6 protein-coding genes are annotated in these 8,171 nt (G+C 37.7%); 1 reads left to right on the forward strand and 5 read right to left on the reverse strand.

Going from position 1 to position 8,171, the window contains the following annotated elements; genetic code table 11:
- Window positions 1-687, forward strand: a 687-nt coding sequence (locus AC1DSB_RS10560) for a lipid II flippase MurJ (protein ID WP_477586690.1), incomplete at its 5' end; no start/stop codon positions are given.
- 207 nt (window positions 688-894) lie between these two features.
- Here AC1DSB_RS10560 and AC1DSB_RS10565 read toward each other — a convergent pair.
- The 5 genes from AC1DSB_RS10565 to AC1DSB_RS10585 all read right to left on the reverse strand — a co-directional run.
- Window positions 895-2,922: an S-layer homology domain-containing protein gene (locus tag AC1DSB_RS10565; protein WP_477586691.1), complete on the reverse strand. Its 2,028-nt coding sequence runs from the start codon at window positions 2,920-2,922 to the stop codon at window positions 895-897.
- Between the two features lie 249 nt (window positions 2,923-3,171).
- Window positions 3,172-4,194 (reverse strand): C40 family peptidase, encoded by a 1,023-nt coding sequence (locus AC1DSB_RS10570; RefSeq protein WP_477546443.1) that lies wholly within the window; start codon window positions 4,192-4,194, stop codon window positions 3,172-3,174.
- A gap of 183 nt (window positions 4,195-4,377) precedes the next feature.
- The gene (locus AC1DSB_RS10575) at window positions 4,378-6,282 is read right to left on the reverse strand and encodes a S8 family peptidase (RefSeq protein ID WP_477586692.1); all 1,905 of its coding nucleotides are present in this window, start codon (window positions 6,280-6,282) and stop codon (window positions 4,378-4,380) included.
- Between the two features lie 93 nt (window positions 6,283-6,375).
- Window positions 6,376-7,836, reverse strand: coding sequence for an N-acetylmuramoyl-L-alanine amidase (locus AC1DSB_RS10580; RefSeq protein WP_477532657.1), 1,461 nt, complete (start codon window positions 7,834-7,836; stop codon window positions 6,376-6,378).
- A gap of 177 nt (window positions 7,837-8,013) precedes the next feature.
- On the reverse strand, window positions 8,014-8,171 hold a 158-nt coding region (locus AC1DSB_RS10585), incomplete at its 5' end, for an S-layer homology domain-containing protein (protein ID WP_477586693.1).

Raw genomic sequence — 8,171 nt, forward strand, 5'->3', positions numbered from 1 at the left:
ACTTTAGCAGCCATCATCTTTACACTAATGAGTGAACAAACGGAAGATATTAAGAAATTTAAAGATRCTTTTTTCCGTGGTATGGAAATTTCTCTTGTTACGTTGTTACCAATTACCGTGGGTTTATTGGTTGTTGGTGACGCAGCTGTATCATTCATTTATGAGCATGGAAAATTCTCAGCGCAAGATACAGATAATACGTATATTGCCTTGTTATTTTACCTACCAATTATCGTTTTCCAGGGCATGCAATTGATTCTATCCAAATCGATGTATGCTCGCGGAAAAACAGCTGTTGTATTCCGAATAAGTGTCACGACAATTTTATTAAATTTCTTATTAAACTGGTGGTTAGTTGATGATTATGGCTACCCTGCACTCGCCGTCGCAGCGTCCGTCGTCAGCATTTACTACTTTACCGTGTCTATGATTGTGGTTTATAGAGATTTAGGAATGTCTGAGTTTGCTCGATTTGCTCGCATGAGTGTCAGAGTAATCATACCTGCAGTCCTTATGGGGCTTGTGGTTTGGGGAGCTAAGATTGCTTTAGGTGCGGAGGATTGGTATTCGCTAATCCAGCTAGCGGTACTTGTGCCAATAGGGGTTATTGTATATGCAGCGTCATTAAAAGTCACTTACCCGACTGGCTTCAATCGCATGTTGAGTATGGTGAAACGATCTAAATAATAGTTAGTGAGCTTCTGGYCAGTGCCAGAAGCTTTTTCTTTTGATAAAGTCATTGTTAAACAATCGTAATGAGTGAGGAGACTTGCAAGTTCGTCCGAAGAAAGGAATCTGATTCTCGCTAATTTTTATATAAAAAATAGCCTTAATAACCTTATAATAAAACTCAAAAAAACCGTTTCGTATAAATACGAAACGGTCTTTCCTATGCTAGTTAATTTTCTTTACAAGTGTGTAGTTTGCATCTTTCTCACGAATCCACCCGAAATCTGCAGGTGAATTTTGATCTGATAAGACTTTAAACCACTTATTTCCATCCGAACCAATTTTTTCATCTAAAATCACCAAAGGATAACCAAAGCTATTGTTAGCACCTAAGTCTTTTGCTTTGTATGTGAATAATAGATTATCTGATTTGACTTCAGGAGTAGACCTCACGTTGATTACACCATTATGAGCTGTCATTGCCAATTGTTTCGCATTTACTCCACTATCCTTGTAACCTAGTAAAGTATCCCCACGCCACATATATTGAGCAATCTTAGCTCCCCAGTTTGGATCAGAAGCATAATGAACATTCATACCTGAAGATTTATTTCCAGGTGCCAAACCTTTAGCATATGTGCCAGTAGGCGGACCATAGTTTAAATTCACATAACGTGTCACGAATGCCACGACACTATCTTCAGGTTTGATATATGATTCTCCATCTTCAGGTGTTGAATCAAATACTTTAATACCGAAAAGATTGTTCYTCGTCTGTGCATTCACACTCATTCCCGAATCACTCTCATGCATCGCCGCACTAAGGATGAAGAGCGCGTTCACATTATAAATACTTTCCACTTCTTTTAAGAAAGCACCTAGCCCAATCAGTTTCGATTTGGTTAATGCCGTAGGATATTTTGAAGAAACAGTCTTTAAACGATCCATAATATAAAGATTCAATTCATCTGCTGTATAGTTCGTTTTACTTCTTGCTGATAAGTATTGGAAATATGGATAGTGCTGACCTGCGAATACACCATTTTCATGATAGAAATTGACGCCATCCTGAGAATAATATTTTTGAAGATTCGTCATAAATATTGGTGCAGGTCCAATTTGATAGCCACCAAAACCAAACGATTTATTGGCATGATTATAAGTAAAATGTGTTAACACACCTGTAGATGACGGCATGTAGTAATCTTTATTTGTAATCAGCTCTTGCGGAATATATTCAATTTCACTTTGTTTCGCAAAACCAATTGTTCCACCAGCTTGAACTTTTACATATTTGTCATTGGACTCCAGTAATTTTAATTCTCTACCATATTGAATATATGTGACTTGTTTTGAAAAAGTGTTATCTGAATAAATGACAGTTGTAGATCCTGGCGTGTAATGCTTTGCATAAGCAAGACCGTCTTTAATTTGAATCATTTCATTGCCCTTATAGATTGCTTTGGCAGAAGGATTACTTCTGAAAGCAGAAGCTGCAGCATCATATGTAATATATTCCGATTGCCCTTTCACAAGTTGACCATCTTTAATTATGGCATTGTAGTATTTAGTTGTATCAATAGGTGGCTCCGGCTCAGGTTCAGTGGGTGGTGTTGGCACATAGCTCTCTTTCGCTTCTAAGAAACGTACGATAAATGCGGCTGCTTGCGCTCGAGTCGCATTAGATTTTGGTTCAAATCTCATTGTCCCATCGTCATTCGGAATACCGTTTATAATTCCGTAATTAGTTGCATGAAAAATTGCTAATTTCGTTGCTGATGTCATTAAACTAGCATCTGAAAAAAGGGTTTCCTTTTTTACTAATTCCATTTTACTGTAGATCAATGCATTTTCAATGGTCAAAGCAACTTGCTCACGTGTAATCAAGGCATCAGGATTAAATCTATCTGACGTTACACCTTGCATAATACCTGCACCAGCCACAGCATTAACAGAAGCAGCCAATGTCATATTTGGTGTAACATCTTTAAAAGTGGCTTGTGCTTCAGGTAAATTCAAAGCCCTTTTTATGAATGCTGCAAATTGAGCACGTGTTACTTGTTCTTCTTGGCCGTATTTTCCTTCTCCATAACCTAACAAAATTCCCCGTTTAACAGCTTCTCTCATCTCAGGTGCTAAAGTACCGGTAATATCATCATGGCTATCGGCTTTTACTTTTTGTGTCGTCAATAACATCGTAAATGCCAACGTGAACATGACCACAAGAAGCAAACCCTTCTTTATATGTTTCATTCTCATTTCCTCCAATTATTGTGACTATTTCCATTTTAATAGAATAATTGGTATAATAAAAGGTTTTTTGGGTAATTATAAAATAGATAAAGATTTTTACCCATAAAATGGAACAAAATGAAAAGCCATTCGTCTAAACTAGTACGAATGACTTCTTATTAATTAAAAGGTTTAACCCTACAAAATTTGGGGATATTAATAATATAAAAAGCCATTTGCCTTATTAGACAAATGACTTCTAACTTAATATTATTTTGCCATTTTAGCGCTGTACACTGCTGCTGAGAATTCAGCACGAGATGCTTCAGCATTAACTTTGTAATACGATGTTTGGAAAACTGTTGTTTGGTCAATTGTTTTTAATGCAACAATTGGATCGTGAGCCCAATACGTTTTTGGAACATCATTATATATAGAGGCCGTGTGAACTTGATTTTCTGTTGCAGCAGAAATTTTGAATGCACGGTCTAAAATTACGGCTAATTGTGCTTTTGTTAAAGAATCATTCATTCCAAATCTTCCTGAAGTATAACCACTTAATATACCTGCTTCGTTCATTGCCGCTATATCTTTAGCAAAAGTATGATTTGTTGGAACATCAGAAAATCGAGATTGATTTTTAGGCGTTAATTTTAATACTCTATTTACCATCGCGGCAGCTTGTCCACGAGTAACTTCAGCATTCGGACGGAATTGTTGGTTTTCAAAACCATTGATTACACCATCCATATTTAGTTCCTTAATTGCTACATAGGCTGGATGCGTTGACTTCACATCCGTGAAATTACCATTTGTTACGGGTGGTGTAGATGCAACTGATGCACTTCCAATTCGTTTAGCACCCATATAATATTTTCCCCAGTAGTATGGGTCGTTTATGCTCGCTATTGCAATTCCTTTAGAAGAGGTTGCTGAGATAAATTGGCTATTTCCAATATAAATTCCTACATGAGATGTGTATCCCAAGTTATCGAAGAAGACTAAGTCTCCCGGTTGAAGATTTGATTTTGAAACAGAAGTGCCCTGTGAATATTGATTGGCAGCTGTTCTATTTAATGATATACCAGCAATATTTTTGAAAACATAAGATGTATATCCAGAGCAGTCAAACCCTGATGGAGTAATTCCACCATATTGGTATGGGACGCCCTGTAATGTTTTAGCGTAGTTCACGATTTCATTTTCTGTTGAAGCACTGGCTTGAGTCGTCATAAATGGCGCCACTGAGATCAGTAACACAGCGATGATCATCTGAGTAATACGTTTCTTCATTTTCCACCTCATGTAATTTTTGGAACCTAGACATAATATCTGGTTCATTTCTATAGTTTTAACAATCTATTTTAAATAATATCAGACATTTCATGATAGTTACTTTACGTTTAGGTTACAATTGTGTAACAATCGACAGAAAATTAAAAAACTCGAGGCGATAAACGCTTCGAGTTTTCCTTTTTATTTAAAGACTGTCGGTTTTTGGGCTCTTGCTAAGAACACACTATACGTTGACCTTGTCATTTTTGCATGAGGTTGGAATTGTGTTGTCGAAATACCTTTTGCTATTCCTTGTTGAACTAATGCCTGAATGGCTTCATAACTTGCCATGCCTGTATTCATATCAGAAAAATGTAAACCTTTATTAGGATCACTTGGGAACATGAATGCATTTTGTATGAGAATGGCCATCTCTGCGCGAGTCACAGCTTGATTAGGCTTAAATGTATCATCCGGAAAACCTGATAGAATTCCTTCTTCTAATGCAGACTGGATGTAGCCGGATGCAAAATTACCAGAACCTACATCTTTAAATGAAGTGACTCTCTCTTCCCCATTCAAATCCTTTGCTCGTCCAAGTAATGCTACTGCTTCAGCTCTTGTAATTTCTTTAGTGGGCTTAAATGATCCATCCTTATAACCATTCATTTGTTCTTTAAAGAACAAATAGCTGACATGACTTGAATACCACTGGGATTGATTCAAGTCAGTGAACGCCGGATTTTTTAATGTCACATTAACTTTTTCTGTTACAGCAGCTCCATTTTTCATTACAAAAGTAAAATTAAATGAATAAGTTCCCGCAGGACGATACAATTCCCACTTTGAGCCTGTCACTTCTTTTAGGGTAGTCCCATTTTCTGTTAGCTTCCAACTACTCACAGCATCTTTATTTTGTAATGTAAACAAGATCTGACCATTTGCTACTTTGGATTCCAAGAATGGTAGTTCTGTAATGATAGGCTCATAGGTAGCGACTCCATACCCAAACGTTTCATCTCGTCCTACTGCACCTAAATCCGTGGCTGTCACTTGCAACATTTGACGCAATTTTACATTTGATGCATTTGGGAATCGTTCTTTATAAAGTGCCAACACTCCGGTCACATGTGGAGCAGCCATAGAAGTACCTGATTGAGAAAAATATCCGTTCTGTTGGCCATCCGTTGTATCCAAATTTCTCGGATATGTACTAACTATAGATGAACCTGGTGCTGCAATTTCAACTTCTGGTCCACTTGAAGATTCAAGCAATTTCTCGTTTGTTGCAGTTATAGCAGAAACACCGATGACGCTGTCATATTTTGCGGGATATTGAACACTATCTTTTTGCAAAGACTCTCCTTCGTTCCCAGCAGCGGCAACTAGCACCATCCCACTTTGATACGCTTTATCCAATACCATGCGAAGAGCGGGGTCATCCCCGTTAGTTGTAACACTTATATTTAAAATATCTATATCATTCTTAATGGCCCACTCTACACCAGCGACTAAACTGGCAGTAGAACCGCCTCCATTACGATTTAACGATTTAATTGCAAATAATTCAACATTTGGCGCTATACCTTGAATACCTGCATTATTCTTCAGCGCAGCTATCGTTCCCGCAACATGTGTTCCATGACCGTTGTCATCATCGTAAGACACAGATTGTGGGCATCTTACTTCTAAACTGCAAAAGCCTCCACGAACAAACAAATCGGAATGCTCCGTGTCAATTCCTGTATCCAGAATACCTACCTTAACGCCTTTTCCTGTATAGGGTGTAACTTGTGTAGGCGTAACTTTAAGTTGTTTAAAGGATACTGGGACTGAATCCGCTGAAATTTGATAATCAAAATCTGGCAGGATTTGAACATTTGATGAATCCATCTTAAGTTCATTCAGTTGTGAAGATGTTACTTCAAGTTCAACTACCGGGATAGTGTCGAATTCACGCAGTATCTTGTAATTATCGAGTAAATCTTTCTGGCTATCGTTTACTTTTACTAGAATGTGATGCGTTGTTTCCGCAACTACTTCATGATTGGGTAAACTACCAAAAAGTAAAAGCGCAGACAAAGCAATACTCCCAATGTATTTCACGCTATCGCCCCCTATCTCTTTTTCTCATTATACTTTTAATTGACTCATATGAAAAACGCTGACCTAAATTTTCTTTAGATCAGCGTTTTTGGTTTAATGAAGTTTAGGAGAAGGTTTGCCGTTTACCGTGTTATATAATGGCAACACATCTTTTCGCCCTTCATAGTGGTAGAAATAGTCAAGAGTTGCCATGAAGATAGCTTTTGCCATTTGGTCACGACGTGTAGATGATGCGATATACGCATTATCAGTCTTGTTATCGATAAATCCGATTTCTGCTAAAGCTGCAGGCATTGTATTCTCACGTAATACATAGTAGTTCCCAGGTCTAGCACCACGGTCTGCCAAATCCCATGCTTCTAGCATACGATTTTGAATATATGTGGCAAGAGCTTTGGAATCATTTACATATGGATTAGTTGCAGCTGTTCGATAATAATAAGTTTCTGTTCCATTCGCTGAACCATTCAGTGCATTTGCATGCATACTGATGAAAATATCACCATTGTTTTGCGAAGCAAATTTAGTACGTGCGCCCAACTCAAGAAAAACATCTGTGGATCTTGTCAATTTTGCCTGAATTGGTGTTTTATCGAAATATGTCTTAATTAATTTGGAAATGCTCAATACGACATCTTTTTCTTTATAACCAAACCCCTGAGCGCCTGGATCGTGTGCACCGTGACCTGGATCGATGATGACAACTAAATCGCTAGGTACAGTAGTAGGTGGCGGTGTTACGACAGGAGGCGTTGGATTATTCGGATCTGGCAAATCTATTTGGATATATGAACTATGTACAAATCCTTCTTTTCCATTTACACGTATGAAAGACCAATCTCCAATTGTATATCCATATTCAACGACTTGTCCCTTGTTTACTTTTACCAAAGAAGGGTATTGTGTATTAGGACCAGTGCGGACGTTTAAACTATCTACATTTACATACATAGGACGGTTAAACGTTTGTTCATCAGACGTACGGAATTGACTATGAATTCCACGAGCTAAGAATACAGAGAAGTCTGCTCGAATAATCGTCTCAGATGCACCAAATGAACCGTCAGCATAACCTTGTGCAATTCCTTTTTCCATCAGACGAGAAGAAGCAATTGATACAGAGTTTGCTCCATACCCAAATGAGCGACTAATTAAAAGAGCCATTTCACCACGTGTCAAAGTTTTGTTAGGCTGGAATTGGCCATTAGGATAACCTGAAATAATCCCCTTATTTACCATTTGTTGAATATATCCAGATGCAAAATAGTTTGAAGAGACATCTGAAAAGGATGTTGCCTTTTTCTCTCCATTCAAACCAAGTGCACGCCCTAGCATAGCAGCAGCTTGTCCACGCGTTACTTGTTGGTTCGGTGAGAAGGATGTCGAAGAAATTCCGTTCGCAATTCCTCCTTCTACTAAATAATAGATTTCCTCTTGGGCTCTATGGGTAGTTCCAACATCACTAAATGATGTGTTAGCCGAAGCTTGTGTTACAGGAAACCCTAATCCAATGAATACTGCAGCAAAGAAAGCATACAACCATAATTTTTTCAAATCGCAAAATTCTCCTTTTTCTATGTTGTAACGGAATCGTAACATAAAATTTGCCAAATTTCTATGTTTCTATTGGTCTATATTTTAACAATAATCGACTTTTTCACTCTATTTTGCTGTATTTTAATTGGAGAATATAAATTACAAAAGACCTCACTCTGTGAGGTCTTTTGTAATTTAGTTAATGAATTTGACAGATTGTAAGAAGTTATAAAGAATTTTTGCCATTTGGCCACGTTCAGTATCTTGTGAAGGACCAAACGTTCCATTGCTGTAACCGTTGATGTATCCAGCTTGATAAACTTTTTGAACGTGTGGTCGTGCAGTGTTACCGA

This window comes from Paenisporosarcina sp. P4_E4_2 (assembly GCF_056401595.1).